This window comes from Apilactobacillus zhangqiuensis (assembly GCF_019656215.1).
Classification (GTDB): Bacteria; Bacillota; Bacilli; order Lactobacillales; family Lactobacillaceae; genus Apilactobacillus; species Apilactobacillus zhangqiuensis.
Map to the genome: position 1 here is coordinate 187,989 of NZ_BPLK01000002.1, position 20,912 is coordinate 208,900.

21 protein-coding genes are annotated in these 20,912 nt (G+C 39.0%); 20 read left to right on the plus strand and 1 reads right to left on the minus strand.

Annotated features, from left to right (window positions below):
* The first annotated feature begins 7 nt into the window (after positions 1-7).
* The 3 genes from K5Q07_RS02200 to rpoC all read left to right on the plus strand — a co-directional run bounded on the left by K5Q07_RS02200 (position 8) and on the right by rpoC (position 10,067).
* Complete coding sequence (locus K5Q07_RS02200) at positions 8-2,512, plus strand: ATP-dependent Clp protease ATP-binding subunit (protein ID WP_220729374.1); 2,505 nt, start codon at positions 8-10, stop codon at positions 2,510-2,512.
* Positions 2,513-2,778: 266 nt separating this feature from the next.
* Positions 2,779-6,387, plus strand: a complete 3,609-nt coding sequence (gene rpoB / locus K5Q07_RS02205) for a DNA-directed RNA polymerase subunit beta (protein ID WP_054606804.1) — start codon at positions 2,779-2,781, stop codon at positions 6,385-6,387.
* A gap of 17 nt (positions 6,388-6,404) precedes the next feature.
* Positions 6,405-10,067 carry a DNA-directed RNA polymerase subunit beta' gene (rpoC, locus tag K5Q07_RS02210; RefSeq protein WP_220729375.1) on the plus strand — a complete coding sequence of 1,221 codons (3,663 nt, stop codon included), beginning with the start codon at positions 6,405-6,407 and terminating at the stop codon, positions 10,065-10,067.
* A gap of 38 nt (positions 10,068-10,105) precedes the next feature.
* Here rpoC and K5Q07_RS06865 read toward each other — a convergent pair whose 3' ends face one another.
* Positions 10,106-10,765 carry a prepilin peptidase gene (locus K5Q07_RS06865; RefSeq protein WP_220729376.1) on the minus strand — a complete coding sequence of 220 codons (660 nt, stop codon included), beginning with the start codon at positions 10,763-10,765 and terminating at the stop codon, positions 10,106-10,108.
* A 172-nt stretch (positions 10,766-10,937) separates the two neighbouring features.
* On the opposite strand from K5Q07_RS06865, the gene rpsL reads away from it, so the two are divergent.
* The 17 genes from rpsL to rplE all read left to right on the plus strand — a co-directional run bounded on the left by rpsL (position 10,938) and on the right by rplE (position 20,909).
* A complete protein-coding gene (rpsL, locus tag K5Q07_RS02220) occupies positions 10,938-11,351 on the plus strand; it encodes a 30S ribosomal protein S12 (RefSeq protein ID WP_034531492.1) in 414 nt (137 codons plus the stop codon).
* A gap of 40 nt (positions 11,352-11,391) precedes the next feature.
* Positions 11,392-11,862, plus strand: coding sequence for a 30S ribosomal protein S7 (gene rpsG / locus K5Q07_RS02225; protein ID WP_034531493.1), 471 nt, complete (start codon positions 11,392-11,394; stop codon positions 11,860-11,862).
* A 108-nt stretch (positions 11,863-11,970) separates the two neighbouring features.
* A complete protein-coding gene (fusA, locus tag K5Q07_RS02230; protein WP_220729377.1) occupies positions 11,971-14,061 on the plus strand; it encodes an elongation factor G in 2,091 nt (696 codons plus the stop codon).
* Between the two features lie 450 nt (positions 14,062-14,511).
* On the plus strand, positions 14,512-14,820 hold the full coding sequence (gene rpsJ / locus K5Q07_RS02235; RefSeq protein ID WP_034531495.1) for a 30S ribosomal protein S10: 309 nt from the start codon (positions 14,512-14,514) through the stop codon (positions 14,818-14,820).
* A 34-nt stretch (positions 14,821-14,854) separates the two neighbouring features.
* A complete protein-coding gene (rplC, locus tag K5Q07_RS02240) occupies positions 14,855-15,490 on the plus strand; it encodes a 50S ribosomal protein L3 (RefSeq protein WP_220729378.1) in 636 nt (211 codons plus the stop codon).
* 17 nt (positions 15,491-15,507) lie between these two features.
* Positions 15,508-16,131, plus strand: coding sequence for a 50S ribosomal protein L4 (rplD, locus tag K5Q07_RS02245; RefSeq protein ID WP_034531497.1), 624 nt, complete (start codon positions 15,508-15,510; stop codon positions 16,129-16,131).
* Positions 16,131-16,418: a 50S ribosomal protein L23 gene (gene rplW, locus K5Q07_RS02250; RefSeq protein WP_034531498.1), complete on the plus strand. Its 288-nt coding sequence runs from the start codon at positions 16,131-16,133 to the stop codon at positions 16,416-16,418. Before rplD ends, rplW begins: the two co-directional genes overlap by 1 nt.
* Before the next feature lie 25 nt (positions 16,419-16,443).
* Positions 16,444-17,283 (plus strand): 50S ribosomal protein L2, encoded by an 840-nt coding sequence (rplB, locus tag K5Q07_RS02255; protein ID WP_041152917.1) that lies wholly within the window; start codon positions 16,444-16,446, stop codon positions 17,281-17,283.
* Between the two features lie 63 nt (positions 17,284-17,346).
* On the plus strand, positions 17,347-17,622 hold the full coding sequence (gene rpsS / locus K5Q07_RS02260; RefSeq protein WP_034531502.1) for a 30S ribosomal protein S19: 276 nt from the start codon (positions 17,347-17,349) through the stop codon (positions 17,620-17,622).
* A gap of 16 nt (positions 17,623-17,638) precedes the next feature.
* Entirely contained in the window at positions 17,639-17,986 is a 348-nt protein-coding gene (gene rplV / locus K5Q07_RS02265) for a 50S ribosomal protein L22 (RefSeq protein WP_034531503.1), read from the plus strand.
* A gap of 12 nt (positions 17,987-17,998) precedes the next feature.
* Entirely contained in the window at positions 17,999-18,670 is a 672-nt protein-coding gene (gene rpsC, locus K5Q07_RS02270; RefSeq protein ID WP_220729379.1) for a 30S ribosomal protein S3, read from the plus strand.
* 2 nt (positions 18,671-18,672) lie between these two features.
* Positions 18,673-19,107 carry a 50S ribosomal protein L16 gene (gene rplP, locus K5Q07_RS02275; RefSeq protein WP_054606798.1) on the plus strand — a complete coding sequence of 145 codons (435 nt, stop codon included), beginning with the start codon at positions 18,673-18,675 and terminating at the stop codon, positions 19,105-19,107.
* Positions 19,097-19,291, plus strand: coding sequence for a 50S ribosomal protein L29 (rpmC, locus tag K5Q07_RS02280; protein WP_034531506.1), 195 nt, complete (start codon positions 19,097-19,099; stop codon positions 19,289-19,291). Before rplP ends, rpmC begins: the two co-directional genes overlap by 11 nt.
* A gap of 24 nt (positions 19,292-19,315) precedes the next feature.
* Complete coding sequence (gene rpsQ / locus K5Q07_RS02285; RefSeq protein ID WP_054606797.1) at positions 19,316-19,576, plus strand: 30S ribosomal protein S17; 261 nt, start codon at positions 19,316-19,318, stop codon at positions 19,574-19,576.
* 52 nt (positions 19,577-19,628) lie between these two features.
* Positions 19,629-19,997: a 50S ribosomal protein L14 gene (gene rplN, locus K5Q07_RS02290; protein WP_054450328.1), complete on the plus strand. Its 369-nt coding sequence runs from the start codon at positions 19,629-19,631 to the stop codon at positions 19,995-19,997.
* A 32-nt stretch (positions 19,998-20,029) separates the two neighbouring features.
* Positions 20,030-20,338 carry a 50S ribosomal protein L24 gene (gene rplX, locus K5Q07_RS02295; protein ID WP_034531511.1) on the plus strand — a complete coding sequence of 103 codons (309 nt, stop codon included), beginning with the start codon at positions 20,030-20,032 and terminating at the stop codon, positions 20,336-20,338.
* Positions 20,339-20,366: 28 nt separating this feature from the next.
* Positions 20,367-20,909: a 50S ribosomal protein L5 gene (gene rplE, locus K5Q07_RS02300; protein WP_054606796.1), complete on the plus strand. Its 543-nt coding sequence runs from the start codon at positions 20,367-20,369 to the stop codon at positions 20,907-20,909.
* Positions 20,910-20,912: the final 3 nt, after the last annotated feature.

The window sequence follows — 20,912 nt, forward strand, 5'->3', positions numbered from 1 at the left end:
GCACGATATGGATAACATTTTTACTCCAAGCGCAAAGAACGTATTGATTTTGGCACAAGAACAAGCCAAAGTGTTTGGCCACCAAGGAATTGGGACAGAACACTTATTACTAGCTTTATCAATGGAAGATAACGGCATCGCAAAGTCAGCTTTAAAGCAATGCGATGTTCACGAAGATGATATTAAAGGTGAAATGGAAATCTTGGTTGGATATGGTAATTTAACCGATTCAGACAAGGACACCTACCTACCATACTCACCAAAGGCTGAAGCAATATTGACCTTATCTGGCCAAATTGCTAAGAAATATGGTGCTATTAAGATAGGAACGGAACACTTATTACTTGCTATCCTGGATACCCCAGATACCTTAGCTGCTAGAATTTTAGTGGCTCTAAACGTTGTCGAAGTAAACGACGTAAAGAAGGTACTACTACGTAAGATGGGATTCCCAGGTGACTCAAATTCAAATTCAAACTCAAAGAACATTCCACTACCAGGAACGAGAGCAGCTCGTAACAATGGAACTACTCCTACATTAGATTCTCTTGCAACTGACCTAACTAAGTCAGCCAAGGATGGTCTAATTGATCCTACTATTGGTAGAGATGATGTTATCAAGCGTGTAATTCAAATTCTTAGTCGTCGTACTAAGAACAACCCAGTGCTAATCGGGGAAGCGGGGGTAGGTAAGACTGCCGTTGTAGAAGGCCTGGCACTAAAGGTTGCTCATAGACAAGTTCCAGAAGACATGCAAAACAAGCGTATCATGATGCTTGAAATGGGAACTCTAGTCGCTGGTACTAAGTACCGTGGTGAGTTTGAAAAACGTCTAATGAAGATTATCAGTGAAATCAAGTCAGTAGGGAACGTAATCCTATTCATTGATGAACTACACACTCTAATGGGTGCTGGTGGTGCTGAAGGAGCAATCGATGCTTCTAACATCTTAAAACCAGCACTTGCTAGAGGAGATCTTCAAACAATCGGTGCTACTACTTTGGATGAATACCAAAAGTACATCGAAAAAGATGGTGCATTAGCTAGAAGATTCGCAACTGTTTCAGTTGATGAACCAACTAGAGATGAAGCTGTCGAAATCCTAAAAGGAATTCGTCCTAAGTACGAAAGTCATCACCAAGTTAAGATTACTGACGATGCGATTGAAAAGGCCGTTGATTTATCAAGTAGATACATCAGCAATCGTTTCCTACCTGATAAGGCAATTGACTTGATGGATGAAGCTGCCGCAATGGTTAGAATTAACAACCTAGACGAAAACAATCCGTTAGAAGAACTAGAAAACAAGATTAACGAATACAGTACTCAAATGGAAAGTGCCATCGAAGAACAACGTTTCGAAGATGCCGTTTCACTTCGTCAAAAGGAACAAGAACTACAAGAAGAACTAAAGATTAAGCGTCAAGAAACCGCTGATATCAGAAAGCAACGTCAAGAAGACCACAACTTTGATATCGAAGAAACTGGTGAAGACGTCGCTAAGGTTGTCTCAGAATGGACTGGTGTTCCAGTAACTAAGATGACTAAGGCTGACAGCAAGCGTTTAGTTAACCTAGAATCAATCCTACACAAGAAGATTATTGGTCAAAACGAAGCCGTTTCTGCTGTATCACGTGCAATCAGACGTGCTAGAAGTGGAATCAAGGATCCAAACAGACCAATTGGATCATTCATCTTCTTAGGCCCTACCGGTGTTGGTAAGACTGAATTGGCTAAGGACTTAGCTGAAGAAATGTTTGGTTCAAAGGACGACATTATCAGAATTGATATGTCTGAATACATGCAAAAGGAATCAGCTTCTCGAATGGTTGGTTCAGCTCCAGGATACGTTGGATACGATGAAGGTGGTCAATTGACTGAAAAGGTAAGACAACATCCTTATTCAGTTGTCCTATTCGATGAAGTAGAAAAGGCTCATCCAGATGTCTTCAACTTGTTACTACAAGTATTAGACGATGGATACCTAACTGATTCTAAGGGTAGACATGTCGACTTTAGAAACACCGTCCTAATCATGACTTCTAACCTAGGTGCTAGAACACTACGTGATAAGAAGACCGTTGGTTTTGGTGCTGAACTAGATCATGAGGATGAGAACTACAAGCAAATGAGAAAGACAGTCGAAGAACAAATGAAGAGATTCTTCAGACCTGAATTTTTAAATCGTATCGATGAAACAATCATCTTCCACGAACTAAACGAAAAACAAGTTCAAGAAATTGTTAAGCTAATGTCTAACGATTTATTGAAACGAGTTCATGACTTAGGTATCAACGTGAAAATGACTCCAGCAGCAATTGAATTAATTGCTAAGAATGGTTTCAATCCTGAATACGGTGCTCGTCCAATTCGTCGTGCATTGCAAAATGATGTCGAAGATAAAGTTTCTGAAGAAATTCTTTCTGGTGAAATTAAACCAGGGGATGACGTTTCAATCGGAGCATCTAAAGGCAAGATTACGATCACTAAAAAAGAAGCCGTTAAGGCATAATAAAAAAGAGGGAATTATCCCTCTTTTTTATTGTCTAAATCTTGACTTTATATACCTTCGAGAGTATCATACTAAATATATAACTACGAAGTGAAATGTGTGTCGGCGATCTATTGTCCGTCAGACACGCCTATATTAACCAAAAATAAGCTTCATTTTGAATTGCTTATTTTGGTTTTTTTTTGCCCATTTTTAGATAAAAAGGGTAAAAAAATGCAATTGTAACATAATTGTAATATTTCACTTGCGTAGAAATTTTTGGAGGGGTGAAGAACTTGGCAGGACATTTAGTTAAATATGGTAAACACCGTATTCGTAGAAGTTACTCTCAAATCAAGGAAGTTCTTGATTTACCTAATTTAATTGAAATTCAAACCGATTCATACAAGTGGTTCTTAGATGAAGGTTTGCGTGAAATGTTTAACAGCATTATGCCAATTGATGATTTCCAAGGAAAATTATCCTTAGAATTCGTTGATTACCAATTATTAGAACCTAAGTACACTGTTAATGAAGCAAGAGATCATGAGGCTAACTACTCAGCTCCACTTCATATCACATTGAAATTGACCAATCATGAAACTGGTGAAATTAAGACCCAAGATGTATTCTTTGGCGATTTCCCATTGATGACTGATCAAGGTACTTTCATTATTAACGGGGCAGAACGTGTAATTGTTTCTCAATTAGTTCGTTCTCCTGGTGTATTCTTCCACAAAGAAGAAGACAAAAATGGACGTATCAGCTATGGTACTACTGTAATTCCTAACCGTGGTGCCTGGATGGAATTCGAAACTGACGCAAAGAACTTATCATACGTTCGTATTGATAGAACTAGAAAGCTTCCAATTACTGAACTAGTTCGTGCATTAGGTTTCGGTTCAGATGACGAAATTACTCAAATTTTGGGTAGCAATGATAGTCTTTCATTGACTCTTGAAAAAGATGTCCACAAAGACACAGAAGATTCACGTGTTGAAGAAGCATTAAAGGACATTTACGAACGTCTACGTCCGGGTGAACCTAAGACTGCTGATTCATCTCGTAGCCTATTGACTACTCGTTTCTTCGATCCAAAACGTTACGACATGGCTCCTGTTGGTAGATACAAGACTAACAACAAGTTAAGCCTAAAGACTCGTTTACTAGGATTAACCCTTGCTGAAACTTTAGCTGATCCAGATACTGGTGAAATCATTGCTAAGAAGGGTACTGTAATTGACAAGAATGTTATGAAGGAATTAGCTCCATACTTGGACCGCGAAGACTTCAAGGCATACACTTTCAACCCTTCAGAACAATCAGTTGTTCCAGAACCAATGACTGTACAAATCATCAAAGTACAATCAGAAAAAGACCCAGATCATGTTGTTAACATGATTGGAAACGACAATATCTCATTGGATTACCATCACATCACTCCAGCAGATATTATTTCTGCTATCAACTACTTCTTCAACTTGCAAGAAGGAATTGGTGAACCTGATGATATTGACCATTTAGGTAACCGTCGTATCCGTTCTGTTGGTGAATTACTACAAAACCAATTCAGAATTGGTCTAGCAAGAATGGAACGTGTAGTAAGAGAACGTATGTCAATTCAAGACACTACTACTGTTACTCCACAACAATTAATCAACATTCGTCCTGTAGTAGCTTCAATTAAGGAATTCTTTGGTTCATCACAATTGTCACAATTCATGGACCAAACTAACCCATTGGGTGAATTAACTCATAAACGTCGTCTATCTGCATTGGGACCTGGTGGTTTGACCAGAGACCGTGCCGGATACGAAGTTCGTGACGTTCACTACACTCACTATGGTCGTATTTGTCCTATTGAAACTCCTGAAGGTCCTAACATTGGTTTGATTAACTCACTTTCAAGTTATTCTAAAGTTAACAAGTACGGTTTCGTGGAAACACCTTACCGTCGTGTATCATGGGATACTCACAAAGTAACTGATAAGATTGATTACTTATCAGCTGACGAAGAAGATAACTTCGTTGTTGCTCAAGCTAACTCTCCATTAAATGAAGACGGATCATTCAAGAACGATGTTGTTATGGCTAGATACAAGTCAAACAATATTGAAACTAAGATTGAAAACGTTGACTACATGGACGTTTCTCCTAAACAAGTAGTTTCAGTTGCCACTGCATGTATTCCTTTCTTGGAAAACGATGACTCCAACCGTGCCTTGATGGGTGCTAACATGCAACGTCAAGCTGTTCCTTTGGTTAACCCACATGCACCACTAGTTGGTACTGGTATCGAATACAAGGCAGCTCATGACTCTGGTGTTGCTTTAATCTGTAAACACCCAGGTACTGTTGAATACGTTGACGCTGACGAAGTACGTGTTAGAAGAGAAGACGGTTCATTAGATACTTACAAACTAATGAAATTCCAACGTTCAAACGGTGGTAAGAACTACAACCAACGTCCAATCGTTCGTGTAAACGACAAGGTTGACGCTGATGAAATCCTAGCTGACGGTCCTTCAATGGAAAACGGAGAACTTGCTTTAGGTCAAAACCCTGTTGTTGCGTTCATGACTTGGCAAGGTTACAACTTCGAAGATGCCATTGGTATTTCAGAAAGATTAGTTCGAGAAGATGTATACACTTCAATCCATATTGAAGAATACGAATCAGAAACTAGAGATACCAAACTTGGACCTGAAGAAATGACTAGAGAAATTCCTAACGTTGGGGAAGACGCTTTAAGAAACCTTGACGAAGAAGGAACTATCAGAATTGGTGCTGAAGTACATGATGGTGACATCTTAGTTGGTAAGGTTACTCCTAAGGGTGTAACAGAATTATCAGCTGAAGAACGTTTACTACATGCTATCTTCGGTGAAAAGTCTAGAGAAGTCCGTGATACTTCACTACGTGTACCTCATGGTGGTGGCGGTATCGTTCAAGACGTTAAGGTCTTCACTAGAGCAAATGGTGATGAATTAGCACCGGGTGTAAACAAGATGGTTCGAGTTTACATTGCTCAAAAACGTAAGATTCAAGTAGGGGACAAGATGTCTGGTCGTCACGGTAACAAGGGTACTGTTTCCATTGTTATTCCTGAAGAAGATATGCCTTACTTACCAGATGGTACTCCAATTGATATCCTATTGAGTCCCATGGGTGTGCCTTCACGTATGAACATTGGACAAGTTCTTGAATTACACTTAGGTATGGCTGCTAGAAAACTAGGTATCCACGTAAGTACTCCGGTATTCGATGGTGCTCGTGATTCAGATATCTGGGACGCTGTTAAGGAAGCTGGTATGGCTTCAGACGGTAAGTCAATTGTTTACGATGGTAGAACCGGTGAACCATTCGATAAACGTGTTGCAGTTGGTGTAATGCACTACTTGAAACTTGCTCACATGGTTGACGATAAGATCCATGCTCGTTCAATTGGACCTTACTCACTAGTTACTCAACAACCACTTGGTGGTAAAGCACAATTTGGTGGACAACGTTTTGGTGAAATGGAAGTTTGGGCCCTAGAAGCTTATGGTGCCGCATACACATTACAAGAAATCTTGACTTACAAGTCAGATGATGTTGTTGGTCGTGTTAAGACATACGAAGCTATTGTTAAGGGTGAACCAATTCCTAAGCCAGGTGTTCCTGAATCATTCCGTGTTCTTGTAAAAGAACTTCAAGCTCTAGGATTAGACATGAAGGTTCTTAACGAAGACAACCAAGAAATCGAACTTCGTGACTTAGATAGCGAAGAAGACGACGGTGTTGTTAACGTTGATGCTTTAAGCAAACTAGCCGAAAAGCAAAAGAAAGAAAAAGAACAAGAAGATGAAGAAAAGTCTGAACAAGACGATAAAGCAAACACCAACTTTAAGGAATAAAGAAAGGGGACTATCCATTGGTCGATGTAAACAAATTTTCAAGCATGCAAATTGGATTAGCTTCTTCTGATAAAATTCGTAGTTGGTCATTTGGTGAAGTTAAAAAGCCAGAAACTATCAACTACAGAACTTTAAAACCAGAAAAAGATGGTCTATTCGACGAAAGAATTTTCGGTCCTACAAAGGATTGGGAATGTGCTTGTGGTAAATATAAACGTATTAGATACAAGGGTATCGTCTGTGATCGTTGTGGGGTAGAAGTTACACGTGCTAAAGTACGTCGTGAACGTATGGGTCACATTGAATTAGCTGCTCCAGTAACTCACATTTGGTACTTCAAAGGAATTCCAAGTCGTATGGGTCTTGTGTTAGACATGAGCCCACGTGCTTTGGAAGAAATTATCTACTTTGCTTCATACGTTGTTACAGATCCTGGTGATACTCCACTAGAAAACAAGCAACTAATCTCAGAACAAGATTACCGTGAAAAGAAACTTGAATACGGTAACCGTTTCGAAGCTAAGATTGGTGCTGAAGCAATTAGAACTTTATTGAACAATGTTGATATCAATAAAGAAGTTGCTGAATTAAAAGATGAACTAAAGAAGGCTACTGGTCAAAAGCGTGTTAGAGCGGTTAGACGTCTAGATATTCTAGAAGCCTTCCTACAATCAGGTAATGACTTGTCATGGATGGTAATGGAAGCAATTCCAGTTATTCCACCTGACTTAAGACCAATGGTACAACTAGAAGGTGGCCGTTTCGCCACTTCTGACTTAAATGACTTGTACCGTCGTGTTATTAACAGAAATAACCGTCTAAAGAGATTATTAGATCTACATGCTCCTGGTATCATCGTTCAAAACGAAAAACGTATGCTACAAGAAGCTGTTGATGCTTTAATCGATAACGGTCGTCGTGGTCGTCCTGTTGCCGGTCCTGGTAACCGTCCACTTAAGTCACTATCACACATGCTTAAAGGTAAGCAAGGTCGTTTCAGACAAAACTTACTTGGTAAGCGTGTTGACTACTCTGGTCGTTCTGTTATTGATGTTGGACCATTCTTGAAGTTCAACCAAATGGGACTTCCAGTACCAATGGCCATGGAACTATTCAAGCCTTTCATTATGAAAGAACTTGTAAAACGTGGTAGTGCTTCAAACATTAAGTCTGCTAAACGTCAAATCGAACGTAAGGATGAAGAAGTATTCGATGTATTGGATGACGTAATTAAGGAACATCCAGTATTACTTAACCGTGCACCTACATTGCATAGATTAGGTATTCAAGCATTCGAACCAGTATTGGTTTCAGGTAAATCAATGCGTCTTCACCCATTAGCTTGTGAAGCTTACAACGCCGATTTTGATGGTGACCAAATGGCCATCCACGTTCCTTTATCAGACGAAGCACAAGCTGAATCAAGACTATTGATGCTAGCTGCTACTCATATTCTTGCCCCTCGTGATGGAAACCCAATCGTTGCTCCTTCTCAAGATATGGTTATCGGTAACTACTACCTAACTATGGAAGAAGAAGGTCGTGAAGGTGAAGGTATGATCTTCAACACACCTGAAGAAGCAAAACTTTCATACCAAAGTGGTTTAACTCACTGGCACACTCGTGTTGGTATCGCCGCTTCATCAATGAGCGAAAAGCCATTCACTGACGAACAAAAGGACAAGATTTTGGTAACAACTATTGGTAAGATTATCTTCAATGGTATTCTTCCAAAGACGTTCCAATACTTGAACGAACCAACTGATACTAACCTACATGGTCACTTATCTGATAGTTTCTTCCTAGAACCTGGTGAAGATATCCATGAACACTTGAAGAATGCTCCTCTAAATGGTTCCTTCAAGAAAGGTTTCTTATCAGACATCATTGCTGAAGTTTACAAGCAATACAAGGTAACTGAAACTTCACAACTACTAGATAGAATGAAGGACTTAGGTTACAACGAATCAACTAAGTCAGGTTTAACTGTTGGTATCACTGATGTTACTGACCTTAAGTCAAAACCTCAAATTATTGCTGATTCACACAAAAAAGTTGAAAACGTTACAAAACAATTCCGTCGTGGTTTAATTACTGACCAAGAACGTTACGAAAGAGTTATCGGTATCTGGAGTGATGCTAAGGATGAAATTCAAAATGACTTGTTGAAGAGCTTCGATCCTCAAAACCCTATCTTTATGATGAGTGACTCTGGTGCCCGTGGTAACATCTCTAACTTTACTCAATTAGCTGGTATGCGTGGTTTGATGGCCGCACCTAATGGTGAAATCATGGAACTACCTATCACTGCTAACTTCCGTGAAGGTCTATCAGTTCTTGAAATGTTCATTTCTACCCACGGTGCCCGTAAGGGTATGACTGATACTGCCTTGAAGACTGCCAACTCAGGTTACTTAACTCGTCGTCTAGTTGATGTGGCTCAAGACGTTATTATCAGAGAAGAAGATTGTAACACTGACCGTGGAGTTATCGTTGCTGCATTGAAGCAAGGTAACGAAATGATCGAACCTCTATACGACAGAATCATTGGTAGATATGCTATGAAGACAGTTAAGAACCCAGAAACTGGTGAAGTAATTGTTAAGCATAACCAAATGATTAATGAACCTGAAGCTGAAGCAATTGAAGCTGCTGGAATTAAGGAAGTTGAAATTCGTTCAGCATTCACTTGTAACACAGTTCACGGAGTTTGTGAAAAATGTTACGGTCGTAACTTAGCTACTGGTTCACCTGTAGAAGTTGGTGAAGCAGTGGGTACTGTTGCTGCTCAATCAATTGGTGAACCTGGTACTCAATTAACTATGCGTAACTTCCATACCGGTGGGGTTGCTGGTAACGCCGATATCACACAAGGTCTTCCTCGTGTTCAAGAAATCTTCGAAGCTAGAAACCCTAAAGGTAAAGCAGAAATTACTGAAGTTACAGGTACTGTATCTCTAATTGAAGAAAACCCTGCTGAAAGAGTGAAGGAAGTTACTGTTAAAGGTGACGCCGACACTAGAACTTACAAGGTTCCAATTAATGCTCGTATGAACGTGGCTGAAGGTGACTTCATCCGTCGTGGACAAGCTATTAACGAAGGTTCAATTGATCCTAAGGAATTAATCAAGGTTCGTGACTCACTATCAACTGAAGTATACTTGCTAAGTGAAGTTCAAAAGACTTACCGTATGCAAGGGGTAGAAGTTAGTGATAAGCATGCTGAAATCATGGTTCGTCAAATGCTACGTAAGGTAAGAATCATGGACTCAGGTGACACTGACGTTCTTCCAGGTACTTTAATGGATATTAACGACTTTAAGGAAGCTAACGCTGACGCAGTTATTTCCGGTAAGATTCCAGCAACTGCACGTCCAGTTATCTTAGGTATTACTAAGGCTGCCCTAGAAACTAACAGTTTCTTATCAGCTGCATCATTCCAAGAAACTACTCGTGTTCTAACAGACGCTGCTATCCGTGGAAAGAACGATCCATTAGTTGGTCTTAAGGAAAATGTTATTATTGGTAAGCTAATTCCAGCTGGTACTGGAATGAAGACTTACGGTGAAATCAACGCTAAAGTTGAAGAACAAGAATCACCAAAAGTTGATTCAAACGACGTTTACTCAATTAGCCAAATTGAAAAACGTATGAATGAAGAAGACGTAAATAACCAATAATTTACAACATAAAAATAGCAACCGCTGAATAGCGGTTGCTATTTTTTTATACATAGAAACATCAAATATGATAGATAAATAAATGGGATAAACGGAATTTTTTCACCAAGCCTTTTGATAAACGGATATGCTATTAAAGCAAAAAGACTAGCTGTGAAAAGGATTAATAGAATATGGTTACCGATTAATAGAAACAAAATTGCAAATAGATCAATATCTGCTTCACCGATAAAACGATAGTTGTAGTTTAAAAGATAGAAGAAAAAATAAATTGGCGTTAATACTAATATTCTAGAAAAGGGGAGAGCAAAAATAAAAACAATCAACAGTAGTGAGTGTAGAATAATAGTTGAGACCATTTGATTGTGCATATCTTCTAGACTTAGGTAGAAAAGATAGACAATGATAAGCAATGGCACCATGCTTCTGGTTTCAATAAATATTAATGGAAAGATTGTGCCTAAGAACACTTCATTTATAAACGAAAAACACGAGTATGTCTTATGACAGAACCTGCATCTACCGTGATTGAATAGATAAGAGAAGATAGGGATTAAATCGATTACTTTTAGTTGATGTTTGCAGACATCACAATGGGAAAATCCAAGTAGACTTTCTTGATGATCGAATCGATAGAATAAGGCAGTGAGAAAGGATCCAAATGAAGAACCCAAGATAAATAAAATGAATAAAAACATATTTAAAACCTCCGATAATATTTACGAAAGAATTACTAAGTTTCATTGACACAAATAGGACGTCGTGATAATATTATTAAGTGCTTATTCATCCGGTGAACTTTTACATAAAAAAGAACCACCTGGATGTGTGGACTTAAAAATAAATTTTATTGGAAGGAGGAATTTTTAGATGCCTACTATTAACCAATTAGTACGTAAAGGTCGTCATTCTAGAAGTTCTAAATCAAAAGCCCCAGCTTTAAACCATGGGTACAACAGTTACAAGAAGAAGCAAACTAACAACCCTGCTCCTCAAAAACGTGGAGTAGCTACCCGTGTTGGTACTATGACTCCAAAGAAGCCTAACTCAGCTCTACGTAAGTACGCCCGTGTTAGACTATCAAACTTGATTGAAGTTACTGCATACATTCCTGGTATTGGTCACAACCTTCAAGAACATAGTGTTGTTTTAATTCGTGGTGGTCGTGTTAAGGATTTACCTGGGGTACGTTACCACATCGTTCGTGGTGCTCTAGATACTGCCGGTGTTGCTGACCGTCGTCAAGGTCGTTCAAAATACGGTACTAAGAAGCCTAAAGACTAAAACATTTATTCCGCTATAAGAAAACAAGGAGGATTTTTAAATGCCAAGAAAAGGAAATGTTCAAAAACGTGAAGTTCTTCCTGATCCAATCTACAACTCAAAATTGGTTTCAAGCTTAATTAACCGTTTGATGTTAGATGGTAAGAGAGGAACTGCATCAGAAATTTTATATGGTGCATTTGATCTTATTAAGAAAGAAACTGGAAATGACCCAGTTGACGTATTCGAAGAAGCTATGAACAACGTTATGCCAGTACTAGAAGTTAAGGCTCGTCGTGTTGGTGGTTCAAACTACCAAGTTCCTATCGAAGTACGTCCTGACCGTCGTGTTACTCTAGGTTTACGTTGGATCGTAAACTACGCACGTCTACGTGGTGAACACACAATGGTTGAACGCCTAGGTCGTGAACTTATGGATGCTGCTAACAACACAGGTGCTTCAGTTAAGAAACGTGAAGACACTCATAAGATGGCAGAAGCTAACCGTGCATTTGCTCACTACCGTTGGTAAAATAAACGTACAAACTTATTTGTACATTTAATTGAGTGGCTAATGTGTTATTATATTAGCCACTTTTTTACAAAAGAGATTTATTTTTGAGAGGAGAAACTTTTTATAATGGCTAACAAACGTGAATTCCCATTAGAAAAAACTCGTAATATCGGTATCACTGCTCATATTGATGCCGGTAAGACTACTGCTACTGAACGTATCTTGTACTACACTGGTAGAATCCACAAAATTGGTGAAACTCATGATGGTGCTTCACAAATGGACTGGATGGTACAAGAACAAGAACGTGGTATCACTATCACTTCAGCTGCTACTACTGCACGTTGGAAAGATACTCGTATCAACATCATCGATACACCAGGACACGTGGACTTCACTGCCGAAGTTGAACGTTCACTACGTGTTCTAGATGGTTCAATTACTATCTTGGATGCTGCTGCTGGGGTTGAACCTCAAACAGAAACTGTTTGGCGTCAAGCTTCAGAATACGAAGTTCCTCGTATCGTGTTCGCTAACAAGATGGATAAGCTAGGTGCTGACTTCGAAGCTTCTGTAGAATCTCTACACGAACGTCTAGATGCTAACGCACACGCTATCCAAATTCCTATCGGTAAGGAAGACACTTTCCAAGGTGTTATCGACTTAGTAGAAATGAAAGCATACATCTACGATCTTGATGCAAATGGTTCAAACTACGATATCGTTGATATTCCTGACGAATACAAAGAAAAGGCTGATGAAGCACGTGCTAACTTAATCGAATCACTTGCTGACATCAACGACGGAATCATGGAAAAATACCTTGAAGGTGAAGAAATTTCAGTTGATGAAATTAAAGCTGCCATTCGTCAAGGTACTCTTAACTTAGAATACTACCCAGTATTAGCTGGTTCAGCATTTAAGAACAAGGGTATTCAAATGTTAATGGACGCCGTATTGGACTTCTTACCATCACCACTTGATGTTCGTCCATACAAGGCTACTGATCCTGAAACAGGTGAAGATGTTGAACTTAAAGCTGATGACAACAAGCCATTTGCTGCCCTAGCATTTAAGGTTGCAACTGACCCATTCGTTGGTCGTTTAACTTTCATTCGTGTATACCAAGGTACTCTAGAATCAGGTTCATACGTTCTTAACGCAACTAAGGACAAACGTGAACGTGTTGGTCGTTTACTACAAATGCACTCAAATGATAGAACTGAAATCCCAGAAGTTTTCTCTGGTGATATCGCTGCTGCTATCGGTTTGAAGAACACCACTACTGGTGACTCACTAACTGATCAAAAGCACCCACTACACCTAGAATCAATGGTATTCCCAGATCCAGTTATCTCTGTGTCTGTTGAACCTAAGACTAAGGCTGACCAAGACAAGATGAACCTTGCCCTACAAAAGCTATCAGAAGAAGATCCTACATTTAAGGCTGAAACTGATAACGAAACTGGTGAAACTATTATCGCCGGAATGGGTGAACTTCACTTGAACATCATCGTTGACCGTATGAAACGTGAATTCAAGGTTGAAGCTACTATTGGTCAACCACAAGTTGCCTACAGAGAAGCATTTACTAAGCCAACTAAGGCTCAAGGTAAATTCGTTCGTCAATCTGGTGGTAAAGGTCAATATGGTGACGTTTGGATTGAATTTACTCCAAATGAAACTGGTAAAGGTTTCGAATTCGAAAATGCTATCGTTGGTGGGGTTGTTCCTCGTGAATACATTCCTTCAGTTGAACAAGGTCTAAAAGAATCAATGGCAAACGGTGTTCTTGCTGGTTACCCATTGATTGACGTTAAGGCTAAGTTATATGATGGTAGTTACCATGATGTCGATTCATCAGAAGCTGCATTTAAGGTTGCTGCATCATTAGCATTAAAAAATGCTGCTAAGTCAGCTGGCCCAGTTATCCTAGAACCAATCATGAAAGTTGATATCGTGGTTCCAGAAGAATACATGGGTGATGTTATGGGACAAGTTACTGCACGTCGTGGTAACGTTGACGGTATGGAAGTTAGAAACAAAGCTCAACTAATCCATGCTATGGTTCCACTATCAGAAATGTTCGGTTACGCAACTACATTGCGTTCAGCATCTCAAGGTAGAGGTACTTTCTCAATGACATTCGATCACTACTCACCAGTTCCAGCCGCAGTTCAAGAAGAAATTATTGAAAAGAACGGTGGAAACAAGTAATTAGTGTTTCTAAAATTAAGAAGTGTTGATTAATTTCAACGCTTCTTTTTTTATACATAAAAATAACTAATAATTTTTCTTGAATAGAATTATTTTTAATGGATTTATGCAAAATTATTTATTTTTGTACGTAGGGAAATAAATTCAATCAGTTATCAATTAAATATAATATGGAAGAAAAAAATAAAAAATTTCAATTTTTTTGTAAAAAGTTGAAATGAAAATAATTAAAAATAATTTCAATAAAATGAGTGAAAGCCCTTGAAACACCGCGAAAAATCTAGTATTATATACAAGTACCTGTTCGAGGGGTTAGTATGCTCTCAAGCAGATATGAGAAAAGCGTTGATGTGGGAGGTTGCGACACACCCGGCCACTTTGTCATGAAGGGTGCGCCGGTAATTTCCACGGAGTTAGTCGTATTTAAAATACAGACGAGGAGGGAAAATAATGGCAAAGCAAAAGATTCGTATCCGTTTAAAGGCATATGAACACCGTACTTTAGATCAATCAGCTGAAAAGATTGTGGCTACTGCGCAAAGAACTGGTGCCAGTGTTTCTGGTCCAATTCCATTGCCAACAGATAGAACTGTTTACACTGTTCTAGCTTCACCACATAAGTTTAAGAAGTCACGTGAACAATTTGAAATGTTGACTCACAAACGTCTTATCGACATCTTAAACCCAACACCAAAAACAGTTGATTCACTAATGAAGCTTGATTTACCAAGCGGTGTTGATATCGAAATTAAACTATAATTAATCAAAATTACAATATATCGGAGGTGTACTCATGACCAGAAAAGGAATCTTAGGTAGAAAAGTCGGAATGACTCAAGTTTTCACTGAAAACGGTGAATTAGTACCAGTTACTGTTGTAGATGTAACTCCAAACGTTGTTCTACAAACTAAATCAACTGAAACTGATGGATACAACGCTATCCAACTTGGTTACGAAGACAAACGTGATGTTTTAAGTAACAAACCAGAAAAAGGTCATGTAGCAAAAGCAAATACAAATCCTAAGCGCTTCATTAAAGAAATCAGAGATGTTGAGCTTAGCGATTACAATGTAGCAGACGAAATCAAGGCAGACATTTTTGAAGCCGGTGACATCGTAGATGTAACAGGTATCACAAAGGGTCATGGTTACCAAGGTAACATTCATAAGGATGGTCAAGGTAGAGGTCCTGAAACTCACGGTTCTAGATACCACCGTCGTCCTGGTTCACTTGGTGTAATTATCAACCGTGTTACTAAGGGTATGAAATTACCAGGTAGAATGGGTAACAAGCAAGTTACTATTCAAAATCTTGAAGTAGTTAAGGCTGACGTTGACAACAACGTAATCCTAATTAAGGGTAACGTTCCTGGTGCCAACAAGTCATTCCTAACTGTTAAATCTGCAGCTCGCGGATCACAAAAATAAGAAAGGAGGAACCATAAATGACAAGCGTAGCATTATACAAACAAGATGGTAGCAAGAACGGAAACGTTGAATTAAACGATGAAATCTTTGCTATCGAACAAAACGACAGTGTTGTATTTGACGTTGTTTTGATGCAAAGAGCATCAATGCGCCAAGGTACACACGCTGTAAAGAACAGAAGCGCTGTTAGAGGTGGTGGTAAGAAGCCATGGCGTCAAAAGGGTACTGGACGTGCTCGTCAAGGTTCAATCCGTTCACCACAATGGCGTGGGGGTGGAATTGTCTTCGGACCAACTCCTCGTTCATACAGCTACCACTTACCAAAGAAGGTTAGCCGTCTAGCTATCAAGTCTGTTCTATCAGAAAAGGTTGCTAACGATAACTTCGTAGTTGTTGACTCATTAAGCTTCGATGCTCCTAAGACTAAAGACTTCTCAGAAGCACTAAACAAGCTAAATGCTTCAACTAAGACATTAGTAGTCTTGGAAGAAGACAACAAGAACGCTGTATTATCAGCTCGTAACCTAAAGAACGTTGAAATCGTTTCAGCTAAAGGTTTAAACACATTGAGCGTTGTAAACAGTGACAAGATTGTCATCACAAAGGCTGCTCTTTCTCAAGTAGAGGAGGTGCTCGCATAATGGAATCACGTGATATTATCCTACGTCCCGTTATTACAGAACAATCAACTGCTATGATGGACGAAAAGAAATACACTTTTGATGTTGACTTACGAGCAACTAAAACACAAGTGAAGAACGCAATTCAAGACATCTTTGATGTTAAAGTTGCAAATGTAAATATTATGAATCTTAAAGGTAAGCTAAAGCGCCAAGGTCGTTTCTCAGGTTACACTAAGAAGCGTCGTAAAGCGATCGTTACTTTATCAAACGATTCAAAAGAAATTAACTTATTTAGCAATAAATAAAATATCAATTTAGGAGGAAAACACCGTGGCTATTAAAAAATACAAGGCAACCAGTAATGGTCGTCGTAACATGACTAGCATTGACTACAGTGTTTTGACTACTTCAAAACCTGAAAAGTCATTATTGGCTCCTAAGTCACACACTGCTGGTCGTAACAACTATGGTCATATGACTGTTCGTCACCGTGGTGGTGGTAACAAGAATCAATACCGTATTATTGATTTCAAGCGTAACCATGACGACGTTGATGGTATCGTTAAGACTATCGAATACGATCCAAACCGTACTGCTAACATTGCGTTAGTTGTTTACACTGACGGTATCAAGTCATACATTCTAGCACCTAAGGGTCTAAAAGTTGGCGACAAGGTTCAATCAGGACCAAACGCTGATATCAAACCAGGTAATGCATTAGCATTGAAGGATATCCCTGTAGGTACAGTTATTCACAATATCGAATTAAAACCAGGTAAGGGTGGACAATTAGTTCGTTCTGCTGGTACTTCAGCTCAACTATTGGGTAAGGAAGGAAAATACGCACTAGTTCGTCTAGCATCAGGTGAAGTTCGTATGATTCTTTCAGTTAACCGTGCAACTATTGGTAGCATTGGTAATGAAGAACACTCATTAGTTAACATTGGTAAAGCTGGTCGTAACCGTTACAAGGGCCAACGTCCACACGTTCGTGGTTCTGTAATGAACCCTAACGATCACCCTCATGGTGGTGGTGAAGGTAAAGCTCCAGTTGGTTACCCATCACCATTATCACCATGGCACAAGAAGACTGTTGGTAAGAAGACTCGTAGTAAGAAGGCTCGTTCCAACAAGTTCATTGTTCGCCGTCGTAAGGGATCAAAGATGTAATAAACTAAGTTATACCTTTGGGTATACACTTCCCTATACTGATTTTGAAGAGGAGGTTTCATAATGTCTCGTAGTTTAAAAAAGGGACCTTTTGCCGATAAGCATCTTTTAAAGAAAATCGATGCTCAAAAAGACCAAGACAAGAAAGACGTAATCAAGACATGGTCACGTCGTTCAACAATCTTCCCTAGTTTTATTGGCTACACTATCGCTGTTTATGATGGAAGAAAGAACGTTCCAGTTTATATTCAAGAAGATATGGTAGGTCACAAACTAGGTGAATTCGTACCAACTCGTACTTTCCATGGACATGGAAACGACGATAAGAAAACTGTTTAAGCAAGGAGGATAACAAATGGCTGAACAAGTTACATCAGCAAAAGCTACTGCTAGAACTGTTCGCATTGCCGCACGTAAGGTCCGCCTTGTAGTTGATCTTATTAGAGGTAAAAGCGTTTCAGAAGCAGCTGCAATCTTGAAGTTCACTCCAAGAGGAGCTTCACCAGTTGTTTCAAAAGTTTTAATGTCAGCTGTAGCAAATGCAGAAAATAATTTTGATTTAGATCGTGAAGACTTGGTAGTAAGCGAAGTTTTTGTTAACGAAGGACCAACTTTAAAACGTTTCCGTCCAAGAGCAAAAGGTTCTGCTTCTCCAATCAACAAACGTACTAGTCATATCACAGTTGTAGTATCAGAAAAATAGGAGGGATTAGCCGTGGGTCAAAAAGTAAATCCTACTGGATTACGTGTCGGAGTTATTCGCGATTGGGACGCAAAATGGTACGCTGAAAAAGCTGACTTTGCTAACGATCTTAACGAAGACCTAAAAATCCGTGAATACATTAGTAAGAGACTCGCTGACGCTTCCGTATCAAGAGTTGTTATCGAACGTGCTGCAAAGCGTGTTAACGTATCAATTCACACTGCTAAACCAGGTATGGTTATCGGTAAAGGCGGATCAGAAGTCGAAAATCTTCGTAAAGAATTAAACAATTTAACAGGTAAGAGAGTTCACATTAACATCATCGAAATCAAGAAACCTGATTTAGATGCAAAACTTGTTAGTGAAAACATTGCTCGTCAATTGGAAGGCCGTGTAGCATTCCGTCGTGCAATGCGTCAATCAATGCAACGTTGTCGTCGTGCCGGTGCTAAGGGTATCAAAACTCAAGTTTCTGGTCGTCTAAATGGTGCAGATATGTCACGTGTGGAAGCATACGCTGAAGGAACTGTTCCATTGCATACACTAAGAGCAGACATCGATTATGCTTGGGAAGAAGCTCACACTACTTACGGATCAATTGGTGTAAAAACTTGGATCTACCGTGGTGAAGTTTTACCACAAGCAGCTAAAGATGTTCAAGAAAACGATAAAGGAGGGAAATAAACATGCTAGTACCAAAACGTGTTAAGTTCCGTCGTGAACACCGTGGTAAGTTACGTGGTCATTCAAAGGGTGGAAACACTGTTTCATTCGGTGAATTTGGTTTACAATCAATCGATTCACATTGGATCACTAACCGTCAAATCGAAGCTTGTCGTATTGCTATGACAAGATATATGAAGCGTGGTGGGAAAGTTTGGATTAAGATTTTCCCTCACAAGTCTTACACTGAAAAAGGTGTAGGGGTTCGTATGGGTAATGGTAAAGGTTCTCCAGCAGGATGGGTTGCTCCAGTTAAACGTGGAAAAGTCCTATTCGAAGTTGGTGGAGTTTCTGAAGAAGTTGCTCTAGAAGCTTTACGTTTAGCTTCAGCTAAACTTCCTGTTCGAACAAAGATTATTAAACGTGAGGAAGTAGGTGGCGAATCAAATGAAGGCTAAAGAAATTAATGAACTAACCACTGCTCAAATGCATGAAAAAGAACAAAGCTATAAAGAAGAACTATTCAACCTTCGTTTTCAATTAGCTACTGGTCAATTGGAAAACACTGCAAGATTGAAGCAAGTTCGTAAGAACATTGCACGTATCAAAACTGCTTTGCGTCAACAAGAACTAAACAAATAGAATACGATAGGAGGTCAATGTAATATGGAACGTAATATGCGTAAGGTCTACAGAGGCCGTGTTGTTTCAGACAAGATGGACAAAACCATTACTGTTGTTGTTGAAACTTACAAAACACATCCTACTTACGGAAAACGTGTTAAGTACTCAAAGAAGTACAAAGCTCATGATGAAAACAATGAAGCTAAGTTAGGCGATGTTGTAGAAATTATGGAAACACGTAAGCTATCAGCTACTAAGAATTTCCGTCTAGTTAATATCGTTAAAAAAGCTGTTATTATCTAACATAAGAATTTTATCGTATTCTGAGTAAATACCGGAAGGAGGGTATTAGCTAATGATTCAACAAGAAAGTCGTTTGAAAGTTGCTGATAACTCAGGTGCTCGTGAACTTTTAACTATTAAAGTTTTAGGTGGATCAAGCAGAAGATATGCAGGTATCGGTGATATCGTTGTTGCTACTGTTAAACAAGCAACACCAGGTGGCGTTGTCAAAAAGGGTGACGTTGTTAAGGCTGTAATCGTAAGAACTAAGTCAGTATCACGTCGTGCAGATGGTTCATACATCCGTTTCGATGAAAATGCTGCCGTACTTGTTCAAGATGATAAAAGTCCAAAGGGAACTCGTATTTTCGGACCAGTTGCACGTGAACTACGTGACAACGAATTCATGAAAATCGTTTCTCTAGCCCCTGAAGTACTTTAATTAATCAATGTCAACCAAGGAGGTGCCAAGAAATGTTTATTAAAACCGGTGACAAAGTTCGCGTTATTAGTGGTAAGGATAAAGGTAAAGAAGGTACTGTTACCAAGACTATCGCTTCAAAAGATCGCGTAATCGTTGAAGGCATTAACATTGTTAAGAAACATCAAAAAGCTTCACAAGCTAACCCACAAGGTGGCATTAATGAAGTTGAAGCTCCAATTCATGTTTCAAACGTTATGTTAATTGACCCATCAACTAACGAACCAACTAAGGTTGGATTCAAAATTGAAAATGGTAAGAAAGTTCGTATTTCTAAAAAATCAAACAAATCAATCGATTAAAATTTAATTGAAAGGAGGATACCTTTCCATGTCAAACCGTTTACAAGATAAGTACAAAAATGAAATTACAAAAGCATTAGTTGAAAAGTTTAACTACTCTTCAGTTATGCAAGCTCCAAAAATTGAAAAGATCGTTCTAAACATGGGTGTTGGTGACGCTGTTACTAACGCTAAGAACTTAGACGAAGCTGTTTCAGAATTAACTCTAATTTCTGGTCAAAAACCTCTAGTAACTAAGGCTAAGAAATCAATCGCCGGCTTCCGTTTACGTGAAGGTATGTCAATTGGTGCCAAAGTTACTCTACGTGGTGAACGTATGTATGACTTCTTAGACAAGTTAGTTAACGTTTCATTACCACGTGTTCGTGATTTCCATGGTGTTAACAACCGTTCATTCGACGGTCGTGGTAACTACACTCTAGGTATTCGTGAACAATTAATTTTCCCAGAAATTAACTACGATAACGTTAACCGTGTACGTGGATTAGACATCGTTATTGTTACAACTGCTAACACTGACGAAGAATCCAAAGAATTGTTAACTCAATTCGGTATGCCATTTGCAAAATAATAG